Annotated in this window: 24 protein-coding genes; 12 read left to right on the top strand and 12 right to left on the bottom strand. The window is 57.7% G+C overall.

Annotated elements, in window-relative coordinates:
• Positions 1-410: 410 nt before the first annotated feature.
• Positions 411-821, bottom strand: a complete 411-nt coding sequence (locus OES20_13015; GenBank protein ID MDH3635612.1) for a hypothetical protein — start codon at positions 819-821, stop codon at positions 411-413.
• Between the two features lie 394 nt (positions 822-1,215).
• Complete coding sequence (locus tag OES20_13010) at positions 1,216-1,845, bottom strand: lytic transglycosylase domain-containing protein (GenBank protein ID MDH3635611.1); 630 nt, start codon at positions 1,843-1,845, stop codon at positions 1,216-1,218.
• Positions 1,846-2,005: 160 nt separating this feature from the next.
• Here OES20_13010 and OES20_13005 point away from each other — a divergent pair, with 160 nt between their 5' ends.
• On the top strand, positions 2,006-3,088 hold the full coding sequence (locus tag OES20_13005; protein ID MDH3635610.1) for a fatty acid desaturase: 1,083 nt from the start codon (positions 2,006-2,008) through the stop codon (positions 3,086-3,088).
• Between the two features lie 81 nt (positions 3,089-3,169).
• On the opposite strand, the gene OES20_13000 is transcribed toward OES20_13005, so the two are convergent.
• The 5 genes from OES20_13000 to OES20_12980 form a co-directional block, all read right to left on the bottom strand.
• Positions 3,170-3,835 (bottom strand): transposase, encoded by a 666-nt coding sequence (locus tag OES20_13000; protein MDH3635609.1) that lies wholly within the window; start codon positions 3,833-3,835, stop codon positions 3,170-3,172.
• A 144-nt stretch (positions 3,836-3,979) separates the two neighbouring features.
• Entirely contained in the window at positions 3,980-5,602 is a 1,623-nt protein-coding gene (locus OES20_12995; protein ID MDH3635608.1) for an ABC transporter ATP-binding protein, read from the bottom strand.
• A complete protein-coding gene (locus tag OES20_12990; GenBank protein ID MDH3635607.1) occupies positions 5,599-6,660 on the bottom strand; it encodes an ABC transporter permease in 1,062 nt (353 codons plus the stop codon). The genes OES20_12995 and OES20_12990 overlap by 4 nt, the downstream gene beginning before the upstream one ends.
• The gene (locus tag OES20_12985) at positions 6,660-7,760 is read right to left on the bottom strand and encodes a microcin C ABC transporter permease YejB (GenBank protein ID MDH3635606.1); all 1,101 of its coding nucleotides are present in this window, start codon (positions 7,758-7,760) and stop codon (positions 6,660-6,662) included. Before OES20_12985 ends, OES20_12990 begins: the two co-directional genes overlap by 1 nt.
• Positions 7,761-7,773: 13 nt before the next feature.
• Positions 7,774-9,759: an extracellular solute-binding protein gene (locus OES20_12980; GenBank protein ID MDH3635605.1), complete on the bottom strand. Its 1,986-nt coding sequence runs from the start codon at positions 9,757-9,759 to the stop codon at positions 7,774-7,776.
• Between OES20_12980 and OES20_12975 the strand changes: the two genes are divergently transcribed.
• Positions 9,749-10,339 carry a hypothetical protein gene (locus OES20_12975; protein MDH3635604.1) on the top strand — a complete coding sequence of 197 codons (591 nt, stop codon included), beginning with the start codon at positions 9,749-9,751 and terminating at the stop codon, positions 10,337-10,339. The two genes, OES20_12980 and OES20_12975, sit on opposite strands and share 11 nt — an antisense overlap.
• A gap of 120 nt (positions 10,340-10,459) precedes the next feature.
• Positions 10,460-10,831 (top strand): hypothetical protein, encoded by a 372-nt coding sequence (locus tag OES20_12970; GenBank protein MDH3635603.1) that lies wholly within the window; start codon positions 10,460-10,462, stop codon positions 10,829-10,831.
• 193 nt (positions 10,832-11,024) lie between these two features.
• Here OES20_12970 and OES20_12965 read toward each other — a convergent pair whose 3' ends face one another.
• The 4 genes from OES20_12965 to OES20_12950 form a co-directional block, all read right to left on the bottom strand.
• A complete protein-coding gene (locus OES20_12965) occupies positions 11,025-12,338 on the bottom strand; it encodes a PQQ-dependent sugar dehydrogenase (protein ID MDH3635602.1) in 1,314 nt (437 codons plus the stop codon).
• Between the two features lie 9 nt (positions 12,339-12,347).
• Positions 12,348-12,599 carry a c-type cytochrome gene (locus OES20_12960; GenBank protein ID MDH3635601.1) on the bottom strand — a complete coding sequence of 84 codons (252 nt, stop codon included), beginning with the start codon at positions 12,597-12,599 and terminating at the stop codon, positions 12,348-12,350.
• A gap of 322 nt (positions 12,600-12,921) precedes the next feature.
• On the bottom strand, positions 12,922-14,955 hold the full coding sequence (locus OES20_12955) for a TonB-dependent receptor (GenBank protein ID MDH3635600.1): 2,034 nt from the start codon (positions 14,953-14,955) through the stop codon (positions 12,922-12,924).
• Between the two features lie 121 nt (positions 14,956-15,076).
• Entirely contained in the window at positions 15,077-16,471 is a 1,395-nt protein-coding gene (locus OES20_12950; GenBank protein ID MDH3635599.1) for a DUF2779 domain-containing protein, read from the bottom strand.
• Between the two features lie 243 nt (positions 16,472-16,714).
• On the opposite strand from OES20_12950, the gene OES20_12945 reads away from it, so the two are divergent.
• The 9 genes from OES20_12945 to OES20_12905 all read left to right on the top strand — a co-directional run bounded on the left by OES20_12945 (position 16,715) and on the right by OES20_12905 (position 25,691).
• On the top strand, positions 16,715-17,719 hold the full coding sequence (locus tag OES20_12945; GenBank protein MDH3635598.1) for a beta-lactamase family protein: 1,005 nt from the start codon (positions 16,715-16,717) through the stop codon (positions 17,717-17,719).
• Between the two features lie 226 nt (positions 17,720-17,945).
• The gene (locus tag OES20_12940) at positions 17,946-19,655 is read left to right on the top strand and encodes a DUF255 domain-containing protein (GenBank protein MDH3635597.1); all 1,710 of its coding nucleotides are present in this window, start codon (positions 17,946-17,948) and stop codon (positions 19,653-19,655) included.
• 214 nt (positions 19,656-19,869) lie between these two features.
• Complete coding sequence (locus OES20_12935; GenBank protein ID MDH3635596.1) at positions 19,870-20,442, top strand: hypothetical protein; 573 nt, start codon at positions 19,870-19,872, stop codon at positions 20,440-20,442.
• A gap of 2 nt (positions 20,443-20,444) precedes the next feature.
• Positions 20,445-20,951, top strand: coding sequence for a TlpA family protein disulfide reductase (locus OES20_12930; protein MDH3635595.1), 507 nt, complete (start codon positions 20,445-20,447; stop codon positions 20,949-20,951).
• A gap of 278 nt (positions 20,952-21,229) precedes the next feature.
• Positions 21,230-22,039, top strand: a complete 810-nt coding sequence (locus OES20_12925; GenBank protein MDH3635594.1) for an ABC transporter permease — start codon at positions 21,230-21,232, stop codon at positions 22,037-22,039.
• Positions 22,040-22,046: 7 nt separating this feature from the next.
• Entirely contained in the window at positions 22,047-22,922 is an 876-nt protein-coding gene (locus OES20_12920; GenBank protein MDH3635593.1) for an ABC transporter ATP-binding protein, read from the top strand.
• Entirely contained in the window at positions 22,922-23,716 is a 795-nt protein-coding gene (locus OES20_12915) for an ABC transporter permease (GenBank protein MDH3635592.1), read from the top strand. Before OES20_12920 ends, OES20_12915 begins: the two co-directional genes overlap by 1 nt.
• Before the next feature lie 5 nt (positions 23,717-23,721).
• A complete protein-coding gene (locus OES20_12910) occupies positions 23,722-24,534 on the top strand; it encodes an ABC transporter ATP-binding protein (protein ID MDH3635591.1) in 813 nt (270 codons plus the stop codon).
• 62 nt (positions 24,535-24,596) lie between these two features.
• On the top strand, positions 24,597-25,691 hold the full coding sequence (locus OES20_12905) for an ABC transporter substrate-binding protein (GenBank protein MDH3635590.1): 1,095 nt from the start codon (positions 24,597-24,599) through the stop codon (positions 25,689-25,691).
• An 86-nt stretch (positions 25,692-25,777) separates the two neighbouring features.
• Here the strand turns inward: OES20_12905 and OES20_12900 are convergent, their stop codons facing one another.
• Complete coding sequence (locus OES20_12900; GenBank protein ID MDH3635589.1) at positions 25,778-26,278, bottom strand: OsmC family protein; 501 nt, start codon at positions 26,276-26,278, stop codon at positions 25,778-25,780.
• Positions 26,279-26,325: the final 47 nt, after the last annotated feature.

Genomic DNA, 26,325 nt, shown 5'->3' with positions numbered 1-26,325 from the left:
TGATATTCGCGGGCAATCCGCTGGTGCTCGAGGAAAACATGTCGTTTTTCACGCACATGATCCTGAACGACCGCAACTCCGGCCGCTCGATGGCGGTGGCGGAGCAAGCCATTATCACCAACGATGCACCGGAGATAATCACGCATGTGCCGCGCACGCCAATCATCAGGAATTGACGTTAGTCCCGTGATAGAGCATTGACGCACCAGGGGAATCAGGCCTTACATCTGACAATGTTTCAATGCCGGGGAAACTATGCGCATTTCAGGCGAGTCAGCCTCCGAATTGAGCTAACAGAACAGGTCTGTCTTCCCCGGAAACCGGGTTAACGACTGGAACTGCGCATCGGGGACGGACGACGGCGGGATCTTTACGAATCGCCGCCGCCTTGGCGTCGCGGTAGGGGAATCCTATTCTTCGGGCACGCCCTGCCAGAGCATCTCGTAACCAAGCTCGTAGGTCTCCGAGCAGTGCTCGGCGAGGGCTTCGAACTTCTCCTTAAACACGTTATCGGCGTGCGATTTTTCGTGCTGCTCGAACGAATTCCAGTAAGTGATGATGACAATGTGGTCCTCGGTCTTGCGCTCCGGGTCGAACGAGCCTTCCGGCGAGACGAAACCGGTGTATTCGAACACCTGGCCGCCGATGAAGCCGCCTTTGTCGTCGCCATAAGTATTCTTGACGGTGTTGCACATTTCACCGATGGCTATCTCGACGTCGCCGGTGGTGACGCCGGGCTTGAGCTCGACGACGTTGTAGAGCATGACCGCGCCGAACGGGATCGTAATCGGATTAAACATGGTTTGAAACTCCTGATTCATATGCTTGTGGTTATGAAGATGGGGGCATTGCGCCGGCGCTCAACCACGGAAACAGTATGGGATTAGAGGGCCGCGGTACTCGAGAATAACGGGGACAGTATACTTAATTACCTGTAGCTAATGTGCTTGCGCCGGTGAGAAATGGGTATACTGTCCCCGGAATTTCCGCGCCGAACGGGATCGTAATCGGATTAAACATGGTTTGAAACTCCTGACTCATATGCTTGTGGTCATGAATATGGGGGCATTGCGGCGGCGCTCAACCACGGAAACAGTACGGGATTAGAGGGCCGGAATTGGCTAGCCGAGCGGCCAAGTAGGAAATAAGTATAGTGTCCTAAGATTTCTAATGTAAACGGGGTCAAGCCTTACAATTGACAGGAAGCAATGTTGATCAGACGTCGCCGGATAATCCGGCGGATTGCTGCGAATAGAGTTGCAGAACTTTGCGCACGTAATTCTGCGTTTCATCGAACGGCGGGATCTGGTTGCCAAATTTTTCGACCGCGTTTTCGCCCGCGTTGTAGCCGGCGAGCGCCAGTTCGAGATTGCGATCAAAACGTAGCAACAGGTCTTTAAGATAACGTGTGCCGCCAGTCAAATTCGCATATGGATTTCGCCGGTTGGCGACCCCGTAGCGTCTGGCGGTTGCGGGCATCAGTTGCATCAGTCCAACCGCGCCGGCTCGAGATATTGCGTTGGGATCGTAGGCGGACTCGACGGTGATGACCGCATGAATCAGCGCCTCCGGAACCTGGTATCGACTCGCGACCTCGGCAATCTTGCTGGCGAAGCGTTTCCGGTTAGCGTCTTTGTCCCGTAAATTGATCCGCGGCATGCGCAACTTTTTTCCGGCCTTCTGAATCAATTGGTATCCGTTGTGCGGCGGCCTGTCAGTCAGGTGAACCCGGCCATTGCTATCAACGTACTTGTAGATCTCGACAGCCGAACTCGGCCCGCTAGCCACACAGCCAATCGACAGCATAAGGGCAAGCACCAGTGTTTGACGGGAAAATATTTGCATCTAATGAGGTTAGACCAATTTCCCGTGATCGCCCCGGTAATCGATTCAGCGGTGTTTTTTTGACGGGCATCAAAAACCCATTTTGCGTTTTATGGCACTAAGCATTTAGAAACTACCCGCAGAGGGTCAATATCTTTAATCAGTCCAGGAGATTGCGATCATGGGAGCATCGCAGCCGGAAGAAGTAATAAATCAAACAGGTCGTTCACAAAATCCGCATCGACAACAAGACCCGGGCATGGCCGAACACAGTGCAGGGATTCGCATGGGCAAGGAACTGGTACAAGCCACCCGGCCCTTTGCGCGAGAATCCGCCGCCAGGAGCTGGCGATATTTGATTTCCACTTTTACCCTGATGATTGCCGCGCTGGTCGGCGCAGGCATGGCGCCATTATGGCCATTGCGGCTGGCATTATCCATCCTCGGTGCGCTGTTCATGGTGCGGGCGTTTATTACATTTCATGATTATATGCATGGTGCGATTCTGCGTGACTCGCGCTTAGCAAAGTGGTTGTTTCAGCTTTATGCCGGTTTTGCGCTGACACCCGCCAGCTCGTGGAAAAATAGTCATAACTATCATCATGGCCACGTTGGCCAGATCAGCGAGGCCAGTGTCGGCGCTTTCCCGTTGATGACCACTCGAATGTGGCGCGATGCTTCATTCACGCAACGCTTCAGTTACCGCTTTCAGCGTCATCCGCTGGTGGTGCTGTTTGGCTACATTACGATCTTTGCCTTCAGCATCACGTTACTGCCGTTAATCACTGAGCCGAGCAGGCACAAGGACTCCGTGTGGGTACTCCTGTTTCATGGCGGACTGATCACCGTGTTATGGTTGTTCGGCGGTTTTGATGTCGCGCTGTTTAGCGTGATACTGCCCATGGTCATTGCCTCGGCACTTGGCAGTTACCTGTTTTTCGCGCAACACAGTTTTAAACGTATGCACGTGATCTCGCCGGAGGCCTGGACCTTTTATCGTGCAGCGCTGGAGTCATCCAGTTACATGCGGCTCGGCAAACTCATGCAATGGTTCACCGGCAACATCGGTTACCACCATATTCATCATCTCAACGTGCGCATCCCGTTTTATCGACTGCCCGAAGCCATGGCCGCGATACCCGAGCTACAGTCACCGATCACCACGTCACTCGCACCGCGGGATATCGTGGACTGTTTCCGGGCAAGCCTGTGGGATGAAAACCAGCAACGCATGGTCTCTTATCGTGAAGCCGGCAAGCTTTGATCATGAATTAAAGGGGAGAGATCCGTAACCTGTACCTACTGTGCAGAGACTAAGGGGTCATGAATTCCGGGGACAGTATACCTAATTAGTCGAGGTTGGTTTTGGGCCGGGGCGTTTTGGGGTGAGGGTTTTGCCGGTTTGTTTCTCCAGTATTTTTATGAATTCGGTGTTGCCGAGAGGGCGCCCGGTTCGATTGTGTCGCCGGATCGACTCCGCCCTGTCGCTGCGGGTGCTGCTGGACAGGTAGGCTTCCCAGTCGGCTATGCGATCGAGCATGGGCTTAACGATCACCAGGATGTCGTCCGTGCTCTCGAGGTGCGCCCGCGCACTAGACCATGGCCATTCGCCGGGGTGTCGGCACAGTCCGGCGGCAACCGGATTACTTTCGACATATCGGACTGTGGCAAGCAGGTAATCTTCATCCATCAGAAAGGAGTGAAACCGTTCCTGCCACAAGTGACCGCGCCAACCCTGGCGGAAATTAATATGCCGGGTGTAATGCCGGTGCGCTTCTCCCAGGGTTGCTCGCAAACCGTCTGCGCTGCTCGGCACCATCACCAGGTGCACGTGGTTTGGCATCAGGCAATAGGCCCAGATTTCGGTTTCGGCCTGACCTGCGGATTCGGACATCAGGGCGATGTAGTGGCGATAATCGCCTTCGCAGAAGAAAGTTTGCTGACGGCGATTCCCGCGTTGGGTGACGTGATGGGGGTAACCGGGCACGACGAGTCTTGGCATCCTGGCCATAACTTACCTCCGTGTAAGTCGTTTGATCGCAATGATGATATCACGCCAGACCGATAGCGCAATTGTCAACGAGACTGCTTGAATCTGATTACCACTGAGCGGTGCTTCTGGGGTTAGGTATACTGTCCCCGGAATTTCCTCGGTTCATTGTTCGAGGACGGATTCGTCTTCCAGTTCGAAGTCGAAGGCGGCGGAGATCAGGGCTTTCGTGTAGGGATCTGACGGCGCCTCGAAGACCCGGTCGGCTTCCCCCTGTTCGACCACGACACCGTTGCGCAGCACGATCAGCTGGTCGGAGAGCGCGCGCACGATCTTGAGGTCGTGGCTGATAAACAGGTACGCCAGGTCGTGCTCGGCCTGCAGTTTCAACAGCAGGTCGACGATCTGCACCTGCACCGAGCGGTCCAGCGCCGAGGTCGGCTCGTCGAGCAGCACCAGTTTCGGTTTCATGATCATCGCGCGCGCGATCGCAATGCGCTGGCGCTGGCCACCGGAGAATTCGTGCGGGTAGCGGAAGCGGCTCGCCGGATCGATGCCGACCTCGTCGAGCGCGGCGACGACCATTTCGTCGCGCGATGCCTCGTCGCCGATGCCGTGCGCGACAAGGCCTTCCTCGACGATCTGGTGGATCGACATCCGCGGGCTCAGCGAGCCGTACGGATCCTGGAACACGACCTGCATCTGCCGCCGGATCGGCTTCAAATCCTCGCCGCGCAGGTCCTGGATCTCGGTGCCGCCGAAATCGATGCGCCCCTGCGCGCGCTCGAGTCGCAGCAGCCCGAGCGCGAGCGTGGTCTTGCCCGAGCCGCTCTCGCCGACCACGCCGACGGTCTCGCCGGCGCGCAGGCTGAAGCTGATGTCGTCGGCGGCCTTGATGTGATCGACAGTGCGGCGCAGGATGCCCTTGCGCACCGGGAACCAGACGCGGATGTGCTCGGCCTCGAGCACGGTCGGGCTGGCGGAGAGATCGACCGGCGGCTTTTGCGCCGGCTCGGCGGACAGCAGGTCGACCGTGTAGGCCTCGCGCGGGCTGTCGTAGACCGTCCGCGTCGGGCCGTGCTCGACGATACGCCCCTGCTGCATCACGTAGACGCGGTCGCTGACCTTGTCGACGATGCCGAGGTCGTGCGTGATCAACAGCACCGCCATGCCCATCTCGTTCTGCAATTCCTCGAGCAGTTTCAGGATCTGCGCCTGCGTGGTCACGTCGACCGCGGTGGTGGGCTCGTCGGCGATCAGCAGATCGGGCTCATTGGCCAGCGCCATCGCGATCATGACCCGTTGGCGCTGGCCGCCGGAGAGCTGGTGCGGGTAGCTGTCGAGACGTTTCTCCGGCTCGCGGATATGCACCAGGTCGAGTAGCTCCAGCGTGCGCGCCCGCGCTTCCTGCTCGCTCATGCCCTTGTGCAGGATCAGCGTTTCGCGGATTTGCTTGTGCACCGTGTGCAGCGGGTTCAGCGACGTCATCGGCTCCTGGAAGATCATGCCGACCTGGTCGCCGCGGATGCGCATCAGGTCGGCCGGCCTGGCGCCGATCATTTCCTCATCGTTGAAACGGATGCTGCCGTTCGGGTGGCGCGCGCGCGGGTAGGGCAGCAGCTGCATCACCGACAGCGCGGTCACCGACTTGCCCGAGCCGCTCTCGCCGACCAGCGCGACGGTCTCGCCCTTGTCGATGTCGAGCGAGACGCGGTCGACCGCGACCACCTCGCCCGACGGCGTATCGAAATGCACCGACAAATCTTCGATATGCAAAAGGCTGCTCATCCGATCGTCTTGCGCGGGTCGAAGGCGTCGCGCACCGACTCGCCGATGAAGATCAGCAGGCTCAGCATCGCGCCGATGACGAAAAAGCCGGTCAAACCCAGCCACGGCGCCTGCAGGTTGGCCTTGCCCTGCGCCAGCAGTTCGCCGAGCGAGGCCGAGCCCGGCGGCAGGCCGATGCCGAGAAAATCGAGCGACGTCAGCACCGTGACCGAGCCCGCCAGCGTGAACGGCATGAAGGTCAGCGTCGCCACCATCGCGTTCGGCAGCACGTGCTTGAACATGATCACGCGGTCGGACACGCCGAGCGCACGCGCCGCGCGCACGTACTCGAAGTTGCGCGCGCGCAGGAACTCGGCGCGGACGACGCCGACGAAACCCATCCACGAGAACAGCAGCAGCACGCCGAGCAGCCACCAGAAGTTGGGCTCAACGATGCTGGCGAGGATGATCAGGATGTAGAGGATCGGCAGCCCCGCCCAGACCTCGATGAAGCGCTGGAACAGCAAATCCAGCCAGCCGCCGAAATAACCCTGCGCGGCGCCGGCGGCGACGCCGACGAGCGCGCTGATGATGGTCAGCGTAAAGCCGAACAGCACCGAGATGCGAAAGCCGTAGACCAACCGCGCGACCACGTCGCGGGCCTGGTCGTCGGTGCCGAGCCAGTGCAGGCCGTCGGGCGGCGCCGGCGCCGGCACCGCGAGATCCCAGGACACGGTTTGATGGTCGTAGCGGACCAGCGGCCAGACCATCCAGCCGCGGTCGTCGATCAGTTCGGCGACGTACGGGTCGCGGTAGTCGGCCTCGGTCGGAAATTCGCCGCCGAACGCGGTTTCCGGGTAAGTTCTGAAGATCGGCGTGTAAAAGCCGCCGTCGTAGTAGACCAGGATCGGCTTGTCGTTGGCGACGAACTCGGCGAACAGTGTCACGACGAACAGCACCGCGAAAATCCACAGCGACCACCAGCCGCGGCGGTTGGCGCGGAAGTTCTCGAGCCGCCGATGCGTCAGCGGTGTGATCGGCTGGCCGAGAAATCGGTGCTGCACCGGCGGCTCGGTCATTAGCGGCCCCTCGCCTCGAAATCGATGCGCGGATCGATGATGGTGTACATGATGTCGCCGACCAGCGTCATCAAAAGCCCGAGCAGCGAGAAGAAGAACAGCGTGCCGAAGACGACCGGGTAGTCGCGGTTGAACGCGGCCTCGAAGCCGAGCAGGCCGAGGCCGTCGAGCGAAAAGATGATCTCGATCAGCACCGAGCCGGTGAACAGCATGCCGACGAAGGCCGACGGGAAGCCGGCGACGACGATCAGCATCGCGTTGCGGAACACGTGGCCGTACATCACGCGGCGCTCGGTGAGACCCTTGGCGCGCGCGGTGAGCACGTATTGCTGGCCGATCTGGTCCATGAACGAATTCTTGGTCAGCATCGTCAGCGTGGCGAAGCCGCCGATGGTCATCGCGATCACCGGCAGCGTGATGTGCCACAGGTAATCGCGGATGCGATCGGGCCACGACAGGTCGGCCCAGTTGTCGGACACCAGCCCGCGCAGCGGGAACCAGTCGAGGTAACTGCCGCCGGCGAAGATCACCAGCAGGAAGATCGCGAACAGGAAACTCGGGATCGCCGAGCTGATGACGACGACGACGCTGGTCCACAGGTCGAAGCGGCTGCCGTCGCGCATCGCCTTGGCGATGCCGAGCGGGATCGAGATCAGGTACACCAGCAGCGTGGTCCAGACGCCGAGCGAGATCGACACCGGCATCTTGTCGAGCACGAGGTCGACCACCGAACGGTCGCGGAAGAAGCTGTCGCCGAAATCGAAGCGCAGGTAGTTGCCCATCATCTCGAAGAAGCGCTCGTGCAGCGGCTTGTCGAAACCGAAGCGCTGCTCGAGCTCCTTGATGAACTCGGGGTCGAGCCCCTGGGCGCCGCGGTAGCCGCCGGTCGCATCGGCATCGGCGGCGGCCGACTGTAGGGTTTCGCCTACGTCGGTGCGGGTCACGCGCCCGGTGATGTCGGCGCCGGTGCCGGTCAGCTCGGCGATGATCTGCTCCACCGGCCCGCCCGGCGCGACCTGGATGATGATGAAATTGATCACCATGATCGCGAACAGTGTCGGGATCATCAGCAGCAGTCGGCGAACGATATAGGCGCCCATCGGTTCCTCCCCGTCAGGTTTTCCGCCGCAGCGCGCGGCGCGCGAGCCAATAAGCGACCGCGAGCCCGGCCAGCAGCCAGGCGATGACGGTGCCCCAGCCCGGCGTTTCGCCCGGCGGCGCGGTTTCGCTGTCGGCGTCGAGATTGTCGATCACCCGCTCGAGCGCGGCGGCGCGTTTGGCATCGTACCACCACAGGCTCGTGTTGACGCCGGACTTGACCGGCACCGCGGGGCGCGCGTACTTGTCCCAGTAGAGCACGCGGTCGGAGCGCAGGTACCAGTTCGGGATCACGTAGAAGCCCCACAGCAGCACGCGGTCGAGCGCGCGGGTCCAGGCGACCAGCTCCTCGCGCGTGCAGGCCGCGATCATGCCCTCGATCAGCTCGTCGACGACCGGGTCACGGATGCCGGCGAAGTTGCGGCTGTCGGGCTGATCGGCCGCGGCGCTGCTCCAGAACACGCGCTGCTCGTTGCCGGGGGTTTCCGACTGCCCCCAGACGAAGACGAAGGCGTCGAAGTCGAAGCTGCGCAGGCGGTTGATGTACTGGCTCGAGTCGACCACGCGCGCGCTGGCGTCGATGCCGAGACGCTTCAGGTTGCGGATCATCGGTAGCACCACGCGCTCGAAGTCGGGGGAGACCAGCAGGAACTGGAAGCGGAACGGCCGCCCGCTATCGGTATGCACGAGCGCGTTGTCGACCACCTCCCAGCCGGCCTCGGCGAGTAAAGCAAACGCGCTGCGCAGGTTGTCGCGCGGCCAGCCGCTGCCGTCGGTCGATGGCGGGCGGTATTCCTCGGTGAACACCCGCGGCGGCACGCGGCCGCGGTAGCGCTCGAGGATCTCGAGCTCGAGGCCTTGTGGCAGCTCGCGTGAGGCCAGGTCCGAGTTGGAAAAATAACTCCGGGTGCGGGTGTACTCGTCGAAGAACAGGTTGCGGTTGGTCCACTCGTAATCGAAGGCGTAGGCCAGCGCCTCGCGCACCTTCGGATTCTTGAAGACTTCGCGGCGGGAGTTCAGCACAAAGGCCTGCATGCCGGTTGGCAGGCGGTGCTCGACGCGCTCTTTTTTAAGCCAGCCTTTCTCGACCGCCGGCACGTCGTAATCGAGCGCCCAGGCCTTGGCCTGGTTTTCCAGGCGCAGGTCGAGATCGCCGGATTTGAGCGCGAGTCGAATCGCCGTGTCGTCGCGGAAATAGTCGGTGCGCTGCAGGTCGATATTGTTGTGGCCGACGTTGACCGGCAGCTCGCGCCCCCAGTAATCCGCGACCCGCTCCAGCTCGACGAAGCGCCCGGGCTCGAAGCGCTTGACCCGGTAGGGGCCGCTGCCGAGCGGCGGCTCGAGCGTGGTCTTGTCGAAATCGCGGCTCTCCCAGTAATGCTTCGGCAGGATCGGCATCTGCCCCACGAGCAACGGCAGCTCGCGGTTGCTGGCGTCGGAAAAGCTGAACTTGACCCGGCGCGCGTCGAGCTTTTCCACCCCTTTCACACCGCGGTAGACGAAACGGTACTGCGGCGAACCCTTTGTCGTCAGCGTCTCGAACGACCAGACTACGTCGTCGGCGGTGATCGGCACGCCGTCGTGCCAGCGCGCGATATCGCGCAGCGTGAACATGACCCAGGAACGGTCGCCGGGCCACTCGAGGCGCTCGGCGATGAGTCCGTAGAGCGACAACGGCTCGTCCTCGTTGCCGACCAGCAGCGATTCGATCGACCCGGTCGAGACCGCGTTGCCCTTGGGGATCCAGGCATTGAAGCTGTCGAAGGTGCCGAGCGCGCCCTGGCGCAGCGAGCCGCCCTTTGGCGCAGCCGGGTTGACGTAGTCGAAGTGGGGGAAGCCCTCGGCGTATTTCGGCTCGCCATGCATCGCGATCGCGTGCGCGCTTGTGACCTCGCCGCCGCCGCACTCGGCGGCCGCTGTCGCGCCCGCCCAGAGCGACGCGGATACGACGATCGTCGCGATCGCCGCGAAGCGGAATGTGCCGGTTGCCATGGCGGGCATTATAACCGTCTCGGGAGAGGGGGGCCGAGCGAAAATTGTTAATCCCTTCGCTGCGCCAGATACTCACGTGCCGGTGGTTTCACCAGCAATTCCGGGGACAGTATACCTAATTAGTCGAGGTTGGTTTTGGGCCGGGGCGTTTTGGGGTGAGGGTTTTGCCGGTTTGTTTCTCCAGTATTTTTATGAATTCGGTGATGCCGAGAGGGCGCCCGGTTCGATTGTGTCGCCGGATCGACTCCGCCCTGTCGCTGCGGGTGCTGCTGGACAGGTAGGCTTCCCAGTCGGCTACGCGATCGAGCATGGGCTTGACGATCGCCAGGATGTCGTCCGTGCCTTCGAGGTGCGCCCGCGCGCTAGACCATGGCCATTCGCCGGGGTGTCGGCACAGTCCGGCGGCAACCGGATTACTTTCGACATATCGGACTGTGGCAAGCAGGTAATCTTCATCCAGCAGAAAGGAGTGAAACCGCTATTGCCACAAGTGACCGCGCCAACCCTGGCGGAAATTAATATGCCGAATATTATGGTGACAGTTACCTTAATTCCGAACCAAGTAAACTGTCACCATAAATCCCGGTGAAGGCCCTGGCCAGTATTGGGGATCAGTCCGTCATCGACCAGATCCAGCAGCACTTCCAGCACCCGCTTGCAAGCCCCGTCGGCAATGGCCTACTATTCTGTGCAGATTTGAGGAATGATCTTGAAAAAACTACTACCCATACTCCTGCTAACCTTTTCGTGCAATACGATGGCAGAGTGGGTTGAGTATTCGACCCGCGCGAATGGCGATGTCTTTTTCTTCGACGACACGCGAGTGCAAAAGGACGGTAATCTCGTTAACGTGTGGAATAGAATTCGATATAAGTCCTCGGTCATGGGAGCCTCGAGCTATCAGAGCTTGATGAAAATAGACTGCTCCGAGTACTCGGAAACAACACTGCAACGTACGTTTTACTCCGATAAAAACTGGACCACCCCGGCAATGGCAACTGACACCAAGCAGAAACCAAAGGTGTCTATCAATGCGAATTCAGCTACGGAACGCCTGGCTAACATCCTGTGTAAGCAATAGCTCGATAAATTTGTCGGGGATTTGTGGTAGAGGAAGAACCAGACTCGATACTGAAAGTGGCTCAATAAAATTCGAGAACGGGTTGGAGCAATGAACAGACCGACGCAGCCCCATTCGACGGAGCATGCGGACAAGTGAAAAAAATACTCGCGCTACTATCGTAACGCGAGCACTAATTTCAGTTAACTACTTCTTATTCAGCTGTAATTCTATAGATTTCACCTTCGTCGGTAGAAGCATACAGCGCATTATCCGGACCCATCACCAGACCGCGAAATCTCTTCGAGAATCCAAGCGGCATACGCACGATACCCCTTATTCCTAATCCGTCAGGCGTGAGATCGATCATGTCGATACGGGATCCAGGCGGCGTATCACCGAAAGCAATGCCCATGATGCCAACTGCTAAGTGGCCTTCATAGGTACCCCAGTTACTGCCTTTGAGGAATGCGGCAGATCCGGTGCCTTGAGAAAAGCCATTGTTATTCCAGGAAGCCGGCATCAGATCTTTGAAACGAGTATCGCTCATCGGGGTATAGGCAGCACGTACCGCAGGATCCACAGCGTCCATTTGATTTGGCTCATAACCGCAGTACATGTCCGGGCATGCGTCTCTGCCGCCTCTTTTCTCTGCAGGGTCCCAACCGGCATTACCACCATTTACCAGTGCGGTGATCTCGTCGTTATGCCATGGCCCATGCTCCGCGGTAAACGCTCTGCCATCGCTCGGACGAAAATCTATACCTTGTACGTTTCTATGCCCATAGGTGTAGATACGCTTGTCGTAGCCCTCGGGCGGGTTGTTTTCGGGGTGTGCGTTACCGTCTCCATCGATCCTGAGTACTTTACCGCATAGTAACTGACCGTCTTGAGGACAAATTCCCCTGTGACGATCACCGCCAGCTACCCAGAGGAATCCTCCCGGTCCAATACGTATCCTGCCGCCATTGTGAGCGCCGGGCCCGCCGAACGGCTGGTTCGATTCGAATGGCTTGTATTGAATATCCTTAACGATATCGGTTCGGTTAGAAACGCTCTTGAGGTCGTCACTGACCTTAAACCGCATAACAATGTTTCCGTCGCACTTTTCGAAATTGGTTTTGCAACCGGAACCATGGTATTTGGAAGAAGTGGAATAAACGTAAAGGGTGCGATTCTTGGCAAAGTGAATATCTGCAACCACGCCCAACATACCGGCCTGACCTTCACAAAAAAGATCACTACCAGAATCGCGGTAGCCCGAAGAGTCCTTCATTCCGTACAGTGCATTCACACTTCCATTTTTTGTTCTGACTGAAAGACCTTTACATTTTTCAGTAAAAAACATTGTGCCGTCAGGTAAAAAAGCCATATCCCATGGATTTTCAAGTCCGGTCATAAGTGCCGATGATTTAATCGTCGGTATGTCCATCCCCTCATGCCCGTCTGCAAGGGCATTAGAAGACAATCCAAACATCAAAGCGAGCGCCATGACTGTCGTGAAAAACTTACTTAGTGTTTTCATCATTTATCCCCCTTAATTATTTTCGTATTTCGCGTATTTCAAATACGCGGCCAGGTTTGCAATTTCTTCATCCGTCAAGGGCTTTGCCATCATGATCATCAAAGCCGAATTGGGTCCTATTTTAATCCCATCCCTGTAAGTCTCTAACTTTGACTTCGTATAAGAAACTTCATTTCCGGATATTTTTGGATAACTGGCTACACCTTTACCGGCTGGTCCATGACAGTTAATGCAGGATTTCTTATATCTTTCCTCTCCTGCCACCTTATCTCCAGATAATGCATATCCTGAAAAATTCAGAAGGAATAGCAAAAGTAGTCCTTGGGTTAATCTAATAATGTCGACTCTTCCTCCGAATGAAAAAATTACATAAAGCAAAAACGATTGTGCTCTTTACTATCCAACAAAATTACAAGCTTCTCCTCTTAATTAATGGCGGAGAAAAAGTCTTGCAGGAAAGTCGCAACCTGTCAATGTTATGTAAACCCGGCAAATGGGGTATGCGGGGTGATGCATTAAATTATTTTATATGCACTCCAGGTGCGGTTTTAGTGGGCCCCGTTTCCGTGCGAAGTAGCGGTTAACCTCAGAAGGATGCGCGAACCGAAATGCCGACAAAAGCGTTCCGCTCCGGCGCCGGCTCGAAATAGCGACCACCGAAAGCATTGATCCGGATGTTGTTGTTGTAGTCTTCGTCGAACAGGTTGTTGATCCCCAGAAACGGTGAGACCTCCCAGTCGCCGTAAAACCCGTTATGGCCGATTCGAAGATTCGAAACCTGGCTTGAACCGACCCGGGTTTGATTCGCATTATCGACGTATATCTCACCGGTATAGGTCCAATCCCAGGTTGCGTAATACCCATTTTCCCCGAACCAGGTCAGGTCCAGGTAAAGCAGGTCACGCGGAATCCCGGGTATCCGTTTGTCGTCGAATACGTCGCCGTCGGAATCGGTAAATCGGTCGAATTTGAATTCGGAGTAAGTGTAAGCCGAGGTAAATTCGATTTGCGGGGCAAGAGTCCGGCTATAGAAAAGTTCGAGTCCGTCGCGGGTGGATGACCCGGCATTTTCGAAAAACGTGCGCCCTGGCTGAGACGCCAGCTCGAACGGGGTTAGCTCGTCGTCGACCTCAATGTGAAACAGCGCCAGCTCGAAGCGATAAGAGCCGGTTCGCTGTTTGATGCCGATTTCGTAGTTGGTCGAATTCTGGGGATCGAGCGACTGATTGAAACCGCCTCCGTCGGGATTGGCGAACTCGGTGGTGGTCGGCGTCTCGAATGCAGTGGAGATCGTAGCGTATAAGCGGGTAGCGTCGCTCAGGGCGTAGCTGATCCCCGCCATCGGGCTGGTATGATCGAGGTCGACCTTGCCGGAATCGTCGCCGTCGGCAAGAAAGTCGTCGCTGACGTCGAACTCGATATCGTCGTAGCGAATACCGAGCGTGAGCTCGACACCATCGCTGAGTTGCGTTTCGTTTTGCAGATAGGTGCCAATCGAAGTCACCTGCTCGTTCTGGTCGAAGGTCAGTGCACCGAGCGAACCCGACAAGTTGTCGAAACGGCGGCGGTCGTCGTCCTGGCGGTCGTAATCCACGCCCAGCAATAGCTGATTTTGGCGGCCGGCCAGCTCGCCCAGCCAGGTAAACTTAAGGCCCGCACCGGTGAAACCGCGATCGAGTTTTACCGCGCCACCATCCTGAAACGGCAGTTTGTTGCTGAAGTCTCTTTGCGTATTGTAGACCCGGGTCTCGAAGTCCCGGCCCTTGCTCAGGCTGGTTTTATAGAGCAGACCGATCCGGGTCTGTTCCAGGGCCTCGCCGGCGTCGAATGCCTCGTTTTGCGCCCGTGCCTGTTCCGGATCGAGTTCCGCGTCCGCAGCGGTAAGGCTGCCCGGGTCGTTGGCCACCGGCTGATCGGTATGGTGCAAGGTTGCGAGGAGCGAGGAGCCGCCCTTGAATATGGTTTCGAATCGGCCGTTGAGCTGGGTATTATCGTATTCGCTATGATCGCGATAGCCATCCGAGGACGTATCCGACAGGTTCACGAGGTAGTTGTGCTTGCCGCTTTCGCCGCCGATTTTCAACTGCGTATTGTTAAAGCCGAAATCGCCGACGGTAGAGCGCGCGCTGGCGAACGGTCTGAGGGGGCCTTTTTCGGATTCGATCAATATCGCGCCACCTGATGCGTTCCCGTATAAGGACGATGCCGGTCCGCGAATAACGGTGACCTGGCTGGCCGAGCCGAGATCGATGCCATCCACCGATCCTTGTCCGTCGGGGAGAGTTTCGGGAATTCCGTCGACGATAATCTTGATTCCGCGGATGCCGAAACTCGAACGCGCTCCGAAGCCCCTGATCGAGGCGCGCAAGTCCTGGGCGAAGTTGTATCGATTGAGCATGAACAGGCCGGGCACTCCGCCCAGGGACTCATCCAGTCCGAGTTGCTCGTTACCGAGCTGAATTTCATCCTGGCCGACGGTGCTGACCGCTGCCGGTATTTCATCGATATTCTTTTCGACCCGGGTCGCCGTTATCGTAATCGGACCCAGACCGCTGTCCTGGGCCGCGCAAACCGCTGGAAAGACAGCAATCAATGCCAGCCTTACAAATGGTATTCTCATATGCCAAATCCTGGTTTGGTGCGGGTCGACCGCTTGTTATAAGTTGCCGGACGGCAGACAATTCCTGCATTTGAACTCCGGGTATATTATACCTATTTGGTTTCAGCAATCATGGCGGCAGTTAACTCCCTTCTGCAATATTGCTGAGTTCCTGCCAGATCATCACCATCGCCAGCGTGTCCAGTTTGCAGTAATCGAGTAACGCTTCGCGTATTTTCTGCCTTTCGCTTTCATCGTCGATCCTGTCCAGATCGGCATAGATCATCGAGGCCATGTCGCCCGCCTGGATATCCAACGCCTTGTAGTCCAGCGCTGCGTCATCCGGGAACATGGCGGGTAACACCGATTTAATCGAAAAGCTGCCGTTGAAATCCGGGTGGTAATACATCAGTTGCTGAAACGGCTTTAACAGGTCGACAAATCGGTCGTCCATCGCGATTAACGTTTGCTCGTGTTCGGCGGACTCGGTCGCGAGTCGACGGATAATCGATTTTTCGGTCTTCTGACTGTAGGCGGCGATGGAGCCTTCGGCAGTAACGTCCTCGGCCAGTCGTTTCGCGATTTCGGCGCGCGGGTCCCGGTGCTCGTTGGCTAGGAATTCCCTGTGCTCGATTTCTCCGTCCTCGTACAGGATGTGCAGCGAATACTGAAACGGGATCGCGGTGCGATAGGGCATTTGGCCGGGGAACTTTGGTATCGCGCTGTTGAAGGTTTCGAAATCCAGGAAATTGATCGGGTAAACCGCGCTGTCCACATATTCCCTGATGGCTTTTCGATCGATATAAACCTCCCGTGAAAGCGCCGAGTCGACCTGTAATGCTTGCGTTTTCGTAAGCTTGAGATTACAGACATCTGCGTAACTGATTTTGCCCTCGTGGTACAGCTCGAACTTCCTGTTCTTGTCCATCCGATACAGGTTGAACACGGAAGGAGAGGGCACGTCTTGCCAGCAGTATTCCTTGAAGTCGCATTCGTAGGGGTCGTCACACTGCAGGCCGATCGGGATGTCGGGCTCATTCTGGCTCAACATGTCGCTCATCGATTCCAGGTTTTTGTCGAGCCCCGCCTGCAGCTCGAGCACCTCGTCGGTAATGTCCTCGATGGCCAGTAGCTGAGTGATATCGAGCTCGCCGTTGAACACGTAGTCGCTGTTGACGTGCACGATGTGGGCCTTGCCCAGCGGCAGGTGGTCCTGGATCACGCACCACTGAATGGCGGCGTCCGGCTTGTGTTGAGGTTTAACGCCGGTCGAGGCTTTTACCTCGTAGAGATCCCAGACATCGCCGTTTCGCAGCAGGATGTCCGCCATGATTAAAATGTTGCGGCTTTTGAAGGTCGCCTCGTAAATGACGTTCGCGCCCTGGTCGATCAGTGCCCGGGTTTTCTCGATCATGCCGTCGAAGTTTTTTTGGTCATGCTCGATTTCGGTGCCGCCGGGGAACAGGCTCTGCGCGAGTTTGCCGATGCGGTGGCCGCCCGCAAAGATGAATTCCTGTCGCGGGCTGGTGGGTGTCATTACCTCTCTTTTGTGTTTATACAGCCACAGTGCTTTGTGGCACTGAAGACCGCGAACGTATTGTGATTTTGACAACTGCATGTTTGGAGGTTCAGGGATAGGCGGCAATTGGCAGCTCGAAATACGGCGACAGTATACTTAATTCGCTCAAGTTCAAATGCCTGGGCAAGTACGAAATAAGTATACTGTCCCCCGAATTCCTCGATCCAGGCCTCGAAAAAGGGCAAACCGCATATCTTCCTGATGCTCTACAGATTTTTGTTACTGGCTGGTTTTTTTGTAATTCCGACGTTCGCGGGCGTATACGCTCATTCGAAGGCGGAGACCGCTGCAATCGTCGAAGAGGCCCTGCGCACCGGCCCGATTAAAAGTTTTATGCTGCAGCGCGACGGGGAGCTCCTGATCGAGGCGCATCGCATGGGTATGAGGGCCGATCGTACGACCAACGTCAAGTCCGTGGGTAAAAGTATTATTTCGCTGCTGGTTGGTATCGCGATCGAGCAGGGGAACCTGTCGGGAGTGCAGCAACCCATCGGCGAATTTTTTCCGGACTATTTCAAACGCCGGCCCGATCCGGAAAAAGAATCTATCACCATCCAGGATTTGCTGACGATGCGCGCGGGGCTGGCATCGACCAGCCGCGCCAACTACGGGCGTTGGGTCGTGAGCGATAACTGGATCGAGTTTGCTCTCGATCGGCCGCTGGTCGAACGGCCGGGCGGGGAGATGATCTACAGTACCGGTTCCTCGCATTTACTGTCGGTAATATTGACCCGGGCCACCGGGATGAGCACGCGCGCGTTTGCCGAACGATACCTGTTCAAACCTCTCGACATCGGGCTCGGTGGCTGGGACCGGGACCCCCAGGGTTACTACTTCGGCGGTAATAACATGGCGCTGTCGCCCTCGGCGTTGCTCAGGATTGGCACAATGGTGATGAACATGGGCGTTTACGACCGCAAACAGATCGTACCGCGGGCCTGGATTGCCGAGTCGATGCAGATTTACACCCGCAGTCACTTCAATCCCTATGATTACGGCTATGGCTGGTGGCAACAGGAGCTGAATGGCCACACCGTGCAATTTGCCTGGGGTAATGGCGGTCAATACCTATTGATGATTCCGGCGTTGAAGACGGTGATCGCGATCGCCTCTCGCAGCGAGCAGAATGTTGCCGACAGCAGGGCCAGCCGCTTCAGGTTTTTCGATTTTATCGAAAACAGGCTGATCGGTTATCTACAGAAATAGGCGTCAAACAGGAATGAACTTTGGGGTCTGGCCTTACATTCCACACGAATCAGGAGCGCTTTGTTGAACCAGGCTCATTTCAAGCCCTGTTGTCGATTGTAAGGCCTGATCCCTGGGTGTTGCTGTGCGAGAATTTCGGCTGATCCGGATGGGTATTTGGAGGAAGCCAGGCGAACTAAGCAACGCCCGCATGGTCCTAATCTAGAATTACGGGGGAGGGCCGCCAATGAAACATTTACTGTTCGTGCTTGCCTGGTGTTATGTTGTCGGCGTGCAGGCCGCGCCGGTGAAATCCGATTTTCCGTGGCAACCCTGGGGCGACGCGGTATTCGAACGCGCGGCCAAAGAGAACAAATTCGTCCTCTTGAGCCTGCAAGCCTGGTGGTGTCATCCCTGCCACCAGATGAATACGATTACCTATGACGATCCGTCGGTGCGCGCCATTCTCGCGGACAAGTTCATCCCGGTTTACGTCGACCAGGACAGCCGACCCGATATCTCGCAACGCTACGAGCGCTGGGGATGGCCGGCGACGATCATCTTTGCCGCCGACGGCACCGAAATCGTCAAGCTCAAGGGTTTTTATTCACCGAATTTTTTCATTCCGATCCTGCAGGCGACCATCGAAGACCCGAGCCCGGTAGACTACGGACGTATCGGGGGCCCCGAGCGCGCGGCCTCGCAGATCACGTCCCTGACCGATGCGCAGCGCAAGGTCATCGTCGATTTCATGAACAAAATGTACGACGAGGAAAATGGTGGCTGGGGGCGCAACAGCAAGTTCACCCACGGCCCTACCTACGTCTATGCGCTGGAACAGAGTGCACGCGGCGAATTCGACGAAACTCGGGCCCGGCAAACCGTCGATGGCCTGATAGGCATGATCGATGCGGACAACGGGGGTATGTCGCAGATTAGCCTGTCAATGGACTGGGATCGCGCGTTGCCGGAGTTTCCAATGTTCGCGCAGGAAGCCGGGCTAGAGACCTTTTCCCTGGCCTATGCGTTGTGGGGGGAACAACGCCATCTCGACGCCGCGCAGCGCATCGTCGGGTTTCTCGATGACACCATGCGCGCATCCGACGGCGGCTTTTACACCAGCACCGGATCGCATAATTTCGAGCCGGGAGTTGATCGTCGCCGCTATGCGCGCGAAAACGGGCAAGCCATTCGGGCGCTGGCACAGCTCCACGACTTCAGCGGCGATGCACATGCGCTCAGGCTCGCCGAACAGCAGGCGCGCTGGGTGCTCGCTAATCGCCGCCTCGATAGCGGTGGATTCCGTCACGACGATGTCGATTCGGGTGGGCCTTACCTGGTCGATTCGCTGGCCATGGCGCAGGCCCTGCTCGCGCTCTATCGATCGACTGCTCAGCGAGAGTGGCTGCAACGAGCGATCGAGACCGGCGATTTCATTGCCGCCAATTTCATCGACGACGACACCGGCGGTTTTCTGGCCGCGGCCAGACCGGCGCAGCGGTTTCTCGCCAAGGCCGTTAAGCATAAGGATGAAAACGTGCGTGCGACGCGCTTTTTCAATCTGCTGCATTACTACAGCGGCGACCAACGTTACCGCGAAATCGCGCGCAGCAGCATGGGTTATCTGACCTCCGATCACGTGCTTGACGCCTACTGGTTCCTGCCCGGTGTGCTGCAGGCCGAATTCGAACTGGCTCGTGAACCCACCCACATCACCGTAGTCGGCGCCAAGGATGATCCCGCCGCGGCTGAATTGTTCCGCTCCGCGCTAGCTTACCCGACGGTATACAAGCGGGTTGAATGGTGGGACAAGCGCGAGGGCCCGTTACCGCACGACAACGTCACCTATCCATCGCTCGATCGCGCCGCGGCCTTTGCCTGTAGCGCCAGCGTCTGCTCGACGCCAGTGTTCGAGTCCGCGCAGGTAGCCGAGGCGGTCCGTCGGCTCGATCTCTGACGAGGCCGGTAGATCGATCCGACCCGAAGGCTATGGGATCAAGCCTTACATTTTTAATATAAATACTATTGATAGGTAAGGCCTGACTCCGAACAACTTGCGAAAGCTGGATATACGAAGGCGCTGCGGTTAAGGTAAAGCGGCAAAGATCTAACCGAGAGATTCGATTTGATGATGCTCGTGATCGAGCGAGGTAACTAGCGTGGGTATCTGCGTGAAGCCGGTAACGACGCTGTTGTGGGCGATCCCGTTCCTTTTCGGCATGTCAGCGGCGGTGGTCGAGCGCGGCGTGGATACGGAGACCGGCCTGCGTTCGTGGGAATGGCGCGAGGCGGGCGTGTCGTTGCAGTTGGTGCAAAGGCTGCCGGACCAGACTCGGGCATTTTTCCAGGCGCGGGGATTTTCCGGTGCCGCTGCCGAGCGCATCGCCAATGCCTGCATCTTTCAGACCATCTTTCGTAACGAAAGCGAGCAGCCGTTGAGCTACAGGCTGGACGACTGGCGTATACTGCACCGGGGCGCCAGTGGAAAACTGATGACTCGAGAGCGTTGGGATGCTGTCTGGCAGGAAGGTGAGGCGAGTCAGGCCGCGCGTATCGCGCTGCGCTGGTCGCTGCTACCTACTAGCCAACGTTTCGAGCCGGGTGATTATAACTGGGGTATGACCGGTTTCGGTCTGCCGTCTGGCTCGACTTTCGATCTCGAGATGGTTTTGCGCCTCGGCGGCGAAAAGCTGACTCGAACCATCGATGGCATCGTTTGCCCGCCGGACCGCGAGGTGAACTGAGCATGCGTGGATACCTTCTCGCCGCCGTCCTGTTGCTGTCCTCGCTGTCGTCGGCCGCGCAGCAGGCCGGCACCGGCCTCACGCGGCTTGCAGAGGCGCCGCTGGCGCCGGACTTCAGCCTGCTCGATGTGGACGGCAATGTTTACCGCCTGTCGGATTACCGCGGTCGTGTCGTCATCGTCAATTTCTGGGCAACCTGGTGTCCGCCGTGCCGCGAGGAAATGCCGTCGATGCAGCGCGCCTGGGAACAGCTTCGTCAGGAAGGCATTCTCATGATCGGCATCAATGTCGGCGAGGACGAGGATACGATTTTCCAGTTCACTGCTGACTACCCGGTCGATTTCCCGTTGCTCATGGACAGCGACTCCTCGGTTACCAGGAAGTGGCCGGTGCGCGGCCTGCCGACCACCTTCGTCGTCGATCCCACTGGCCGGATCGTCTACCAGGCGATTGGCAGCCGTGAATGGGACGATCCGGCTTTGCTGGCGCCGGTCAGGGCGCTCAGGTAACGAAGCCTGCCCGCGGCTGCACCGGGCCGGAACGAGTCGTAAATACCGCATCAATTCCGGGGACACGCAATTCCGCAACTCCGGGGACAGTATACCTAATAGGTAGAAGGGGATTTGGGTCCCGGGGTTTTGGTGACAGGCTCTTGCCGGCTTGTAAGATACATCGATTTCCTGCTAGGCTTTTGCCGAATAACGATAATTTGCAGGATGCATTATTCGTCTGCCTTACATTACATAAATATAATAACACGCAGGGTGCAGCCCTGTTTGAGGAGGCCATGCGACACAAATTGCTTCAACAGCGTTTCGGATTGATGTGGCTGGGTTACTTGGTAGCCATATTCGCCTGGTATGCCTCGGTTAAATGGCTGCCGATCTCGTCCTTTCAGCGCCTGCCCGACCCGCTGACCGTGGTCATAGAATGGTTCAATCCCGATCCCGATTACGGCTTGTCGGTGTTCACCGTGGATTACTACCTGCACATCTGGTACAGCACCTACCGCGCCACCGCCTCGTTTTTTCTGGCGGTGATCCTCGGCGTACCGCTGGGGATTATGATGGGCTGGCGCGTCAAGGTGAACGAGTATGCCTCGGCGCTGCTCAGCATCCTGCGGCCAATCCCGCCGCTGGCCTGGGTGCCGGTGGCGATTCTGATCTTTCCGGGTAGCGAGCCCGCGGTCATCTTCGTCACTTTCCTGGTGGCGTTTTTCGCCACTACCATGAACACGCTGCTCGGGGTTCGTTCGATAGACAGCGATTATTTTCGCGCCGCCGAATGCCTCGGCGCCAAACCCGGCGATATTCTGCGCGACATCATCATCCCTGGCGCGCTGCCGTCGATCTTCACCGGTCTGCAGATTGCGATGGGTGCCGCCTGGTTTTCACTTGTCGCCGGGGAAATGATCGCCGCGCAGTATGGCCTCGGTTTCATGATCCTCGAATCCTATAACCTGGTTCAGTATCCGACCATCGTCATCATGATGGTTACGCTCGGCATCGTCGGTTACGCCAGCAGCGCGATCATCCGTGTCGTCGGCAATCGATTGATGCGCTGGCGCGAACAATCGATCGGGCTGGCCGCGAATTGAGCGAGGCATGCCGGATACCATGACCGTTACTTCGCAAGTTTTCGAGCCCGACGCCGATTCGAGTCTCGGCCACCTGTCGGTGCAGCAGGTCAATAAAATTTACGATCCGCACGGTGTGCACGTGGAAGCGCTGCAGGACTGCACTCTCGAAATACCGGCGGGCGATTTTATCGCCGTGGTCGGGCCGTCGGGTTGCGGCAAGAGTACCCTGCTGAATATTCTCGCCGGTTTCGATAATCTGACCGGCGGCCAGGTGCTGCTCGACGACGAGCCCCTGGCAACCGTCGATCACCCGCCGAGACCCGGCCCCGATCGCGTGGTCGTATTTCAGAACGGCGCGCTGTTCCCGTGGAAGACGGTGCTGCAGAACGTGGTATACGGGCTGTTGGTGCAGAATCGCATGACGGAACCCGAGGCCAACGAAATGGGCATGGAGCTGCTGGCGAAAACGGGCAATCTCGATCGCATCGCGCATTCCTACCCCGGGCAGCTCTCCTCCGGCATGCAGCGCAGGGTCGAGATCCTGCGCGCGCTGATCAATAATCCGAGAATCCTGCTGCTCGACGAGCCTTTTCGCGCCATGGATACGGTTTCCAAAACCACCATGCACCGGCATTTGCTGGATATTTACGACCAGTATCACAAGACCGTTTTTTTCATCACGCATGATCTCGACGAGGCTATTTTCCTGGCCGATACCGTGGTGGTGATGACCACGCGCCCGGGTACGATCAAGCTCAGGCTCGATGTCGATTTGCCGCGCCCGCGAACCCGCGAAACCCTGACCAGCCATCGTTTCCTGGAATTGAAACAGCAGGCGGTGAACGCGGTGCACGAAGAGGCGAAAAAAGCCTTCGAGCGCGGCGAGCGGGAGCTGGCCTGATGGGACAGGCGGTAACCATGCCCGGCAAACCTTCGCGATGGCGGCAGGTCAGGTGGCGCGGCGCCGTTTCGGTGATAATTTTTTTCGTGCTCTGGCACGCGGCGGTGGTGCTGAAGCTTGCCGGTTTCGCCGAGTTGCCGACGCCGATCCAGACGCTGGGTACTTTTTTTACCGAATACATGGCCAGTCCGGACTACTGGGGCTCCTGGGTAGTCAGTTTCGAGCGCGTGCTCTACGGCTTCATCATCGCCCAGATCATGGGCATTCCGCTGGGCCTGCTATTTGGCACCAGCCCGAAATTCCGCGACATGTTTTTCCCGGTGTTCGAGCTGTTAAGGCCGATTCCGCCGCTGGCCTGGGTACCGGTCTCGATCCTGTTCTGGCCCACCAATGAATCGAGTATCGTGTTCATCACGTTTATCGGCGCATTTTTCGTGATCGTCATCAACGTCTTCGAGGGCGTCGGCAGTATCCAGAAGGAACACCTGTGGCTGGCGCGTTCGCTCGGCGCAACCCGCATGACGATTTTCAGACGTATCATGCTGCCATCGGTGATCCCGTCGATTGCGGTCGGCATGACGCTCGGTATTGCGATTACCTGGAACGTGGTCATTGCCGCGGAAATGATCGCCAGCGATAGCGGGCTCGGTCGTATGACCTGGGAGGGTTACGTTAGCTCGACGCCAGAAGTCGTGCTGATCGGCATGATCAGTATCGGCCTGGCGGGGTACCTGTCGTCGATCGCGGTCGACTGGGTCGAGTCGCGCATGATGCCCTGGCGGGAAAGGCGGTAGTCGCAGTGAATGACGTCAATAACGATATCGGCGAAACGCTCAGGGGGCACATCAAGATCCGCGACCTGGCGCGTGGATTTACCGACAAGGAGGGTAATGCGATCAGCGTCATCGAGAATTGCTCGGTCGAATTCGAGCCTGGTTTGCTCAATGTCGTGATGGGGAAATCGGGTTGCGGCAAGTCCACGCTTGCATACATGGTCGCCGGCTACCTGAATCCCGACCGGGGTTCGATCGAGATCGACGGTCGCGAGGTAACCGAGCCGGGTCCCGATCGCATCATGGTTTTCCAGGAGACCGCGCTGTGGCCCTGGATGACGGTGACCGATAATGTCATCTTCGGCCCGCTGGCGCGCAATGCTCTGCCCCGATCGGAAGCCAGGGAAAAGGCCGATGAATTGCTCGAGCGCTTCGGCCTGATCGATTTCAAAGACAAGTACCCCGCCCAGTTGTCGGGCGGCATGAAACGACGTGCCGAAATCGCGCAGGCGTTGATCAATAGCCCCGATATCATGATCCTGGACGAGCCATTTCGCGGCCTCGACGTGATGACGCGGGAACTGTTGCAGGAGTACTATCTGCAATTGTACGAGGATACCCAGTTGACCACGCTGTTTATAACATCCGAACTGGAGGAGGCCCTGTTCCTGGCCGACCGCCTGTACGTCATGACCGAGGCGCCTGATAATATCGACCAGGTGATCGAAATCGATCTGCCGCGGCCCCGCAGTTTCGAGGTAACCGTCACCGAACAATACCTGGACCTGAAACAGATCGCGATGAACCACCTGTACGCAGGTGCCGAAGAACTAATGTAACGGGAGGGACAAGCTATCCAACGAAACAACCACCAACTAACGTGAAACATGAGGAGTTCAAAATGAGAAACACGAAAATCGCAAATTTCGTCGCCTACCTGATGCTGACCCTGTTCAGCAGCTCGTTGTTTGCGGCCGAAGCGGTCGATATCACCTACGGCTACCACCCCTACTGGACTGGTGGCTGGAACGGCGTGATTATCAAGCACAAGAAACTGCATGAGAAATACCTGCCTAAGGGCAGCACGGTAAAGTTCGAAGCGCACCTGACCGGTCCGCCGATGGTGAACGCGTTGCTGGCCGACAAGATGCAGATCGGCACCATGGGCGACATGCCGTCGCTGGTCGCCACCACCAAGCGTAAAATCGCGGACATCCGCCTGGTGTCGACGCCGATGTTCAGCAATGGTCAGAATTGCAATAAGGTAGTGGTGCCGGCCGATGCGCCCGATTTTGCCAGCGTCGAGGAAGCTGGCAAGTGGCTGACCGGCAAGCCCTTCGCGGTGCATCGCGGCACCTGCGCCAATCGCTTTGTCGATTCGATCATCAGCAAGGGTGCGTTCAAGCCTTCCGATCGCCTGAGCATGACTATCGAGGTCATTACCAGTAACCTCGAAGCCGGCAAGCTCAAAGGCGGCGCGGCGATGTGGGAACCGCATGCGCGGCGCGTGGTCGAGGCGGGGCACGCCAAGTACGTTGCAACCGGCGCGCCCTGGGGCGAGACCGACGCCGACTTTACGCTGATGCGCCAGGATTTCATCGAGAAACACCCGGAAGCCGCGATTGGCTGGATGAAGGCCGAAATCGAGGCCATGCAGTTCATTATCAATAATCCGGAAGAGACCGTTGAAATTCTTTACAAGGAGCTTACCGGTTACCCCAAGGCCACGATCTGGTCTGCGATCTACGAGGAAAATCCGGCGGCCATCGGCGGCGATCCGGTGACCTACGAGGCGAAGATGATTTTCGACGACGATGTCCTGACGCTGATGAACAACGGTTACGCCTTTTTGCATCAGCTTAAGGTGCTCAAATCACCTGACGCGCCCCCGAACGCTTATAACGACATGCCGATCAAAAAGGCGTTGGCGGAAATGGGGCTGAGTGCGCCGATTGGCAGGATCGAGGGTAAACCACGGTCCACGCGGCCATACTAGAAACGAGCTTTTGTTTTGAATCCCGGTCGCGTAGCCGCGACCGGGATTTTTTTTCTGGCGTCAGGCCGAATATTGCGCCCCGTGGGCTAGGAACGTTTGATGTCCAGCTCTACTATGACCGGTTTACGCAGGTCATCGAGCACCGGGCAGTGGCGGTTCACCGTTTGACGTAAACGCTCGATATCCTCGTCCGTCGCGTCGCTCTCGATTTTTATTTCGCCGTAAACCTCGGAGAATCCGGCCGCGATATCTTTTTCGACGTTGAAAAATCCCCGCGCGTCGGATACTCCGGTGACGTTGACGGCAACGCTTTTGAGGTCGATGTCCATCGCGTCCGCGTACAGGCGATAGGTTACTTCGTGGCATGCGGCAAGCGCGGCAAGCAGCAGTTCGCTGGGTCTAGGCCCCTGGTTGGTGCTGCCCATGTTTTCAGGCTGATCGACGATCACGTCAAAGTCCCTGGTCTTGGCGTGGCTGCGAAAAGCTTCGACGAGACGGCTATCGGCATGAACTTCTACCCGACATTTCTCCGGGTTGTTTCTCAGTATCTCCTGTTTGTGCTGAAAGACTTCTTTAAAGTTACTCATAAGCCGGATCCTTATCCACCGCGAATCGTTGAGGCGCCATTATACGA

The organism is Gammaproteobacteria bacterium (assembly GCA_029862005.1).
Lineage (GTDB): Bacteria > Pseudomonadota > Gammaproteobacteria.
The sequence above is the reverse complement of the archived record's forward strand: the minus strand, read 5'-3'. Positions and strand labels throughout refer to the sequence as shown.